Origin of the sequence: Mesorhizobium sp., assembly GCF_024509055.1 — a bacterium.
Taxonomy (GTDB): domain Bacteria; phylum Pseudomonadota; class Alphaproteobacteria; order Rhizobiales; family Rhizobiaceae; genus Mesorhizobium.
In genome coordinates this window covers 1-752 of the sequence record NZ_JANINM010000295.1, presented here as the reverse complement: position 1 = coordinate 752, position 752 = coordinate 1, and the positions used below count along the sequence as shown (strand labels likewise).

Genomic DNA, 752 nt, shown 5'->3' with positions numbered 1-752 from the left:
GTGTCTCCGCATCCGGCGCGATCAGATAGAAGATATGGCCGTTGTGCTCGCAATCTGCGGGACATTGCGGCAGGCCGAATCCGAATTCGGCAAGCCCTGCAAGTCCTTTTGCATATACGTTCCAGGAGGTCATTCGATCCTGTTGGATCGTTGCGAATTGCTCGAGTTGACCGAACAGGTATGCTGCCACGAGTTCACTCGGCAAATACGATGAACCGACATCGACCCACGTGTATTTGTCGGCGAAGCCATTGAGAAACTGCCGCCGGTTGGTGCCTTTTTCCCGGATGATTTCGGCACGCTCGGCGAAGCGCCGGTCGTTGACGACAAGTGCGCCGCCTTCGCCCGAGACAATGTTCTTGGTCTCATGGAAACTGAACGCCGCCATGGCGCCGAGGCTGCCCGCAAGTCGTCCGCGATAGCGTGAACCGATCGCTTGGGCTGCATCTTCCACGACGACCAGCCGATACTGATCCGCTATCGCATTGAGCACATCCATCTCGGCCGGAACGCCCGCATAGTGCACGGCGATGATCGCCCGTGTGTGATGGGAGATCGCAGCTTCCACCTCGGTTTCATCGAGATTGAGCGTATCCGGCCGGATATCGACGAAGACCGGCGTGGCTCCCCGCAGCACCACGGCATTTGCGGTGGACACGAAAGTGAACGACGGTAAAATAACCTCGTCGCCGGGCGAAAGGTCGGCCAGCAGCATGGACATTTCCAGCGCCGCAGTACAGGAGTGAGTAAGC

General features: G+C 58.4%; 1 protein-coding gene. It reads right to left on the bottom strand.

The genetic code is table 11. The features are described from left to right. The coding region (gene rffA / locus Q0L57_RS13385) for a dTDP-4-amino-4,6-dideoxygalactose transaminase (protein ID WP_296743329.1) at positions 1–715 on the bottom strand (715 nt) is incomplete at its 3' end. Positions 716–752 lie beyond the last annotated feature (37 nt).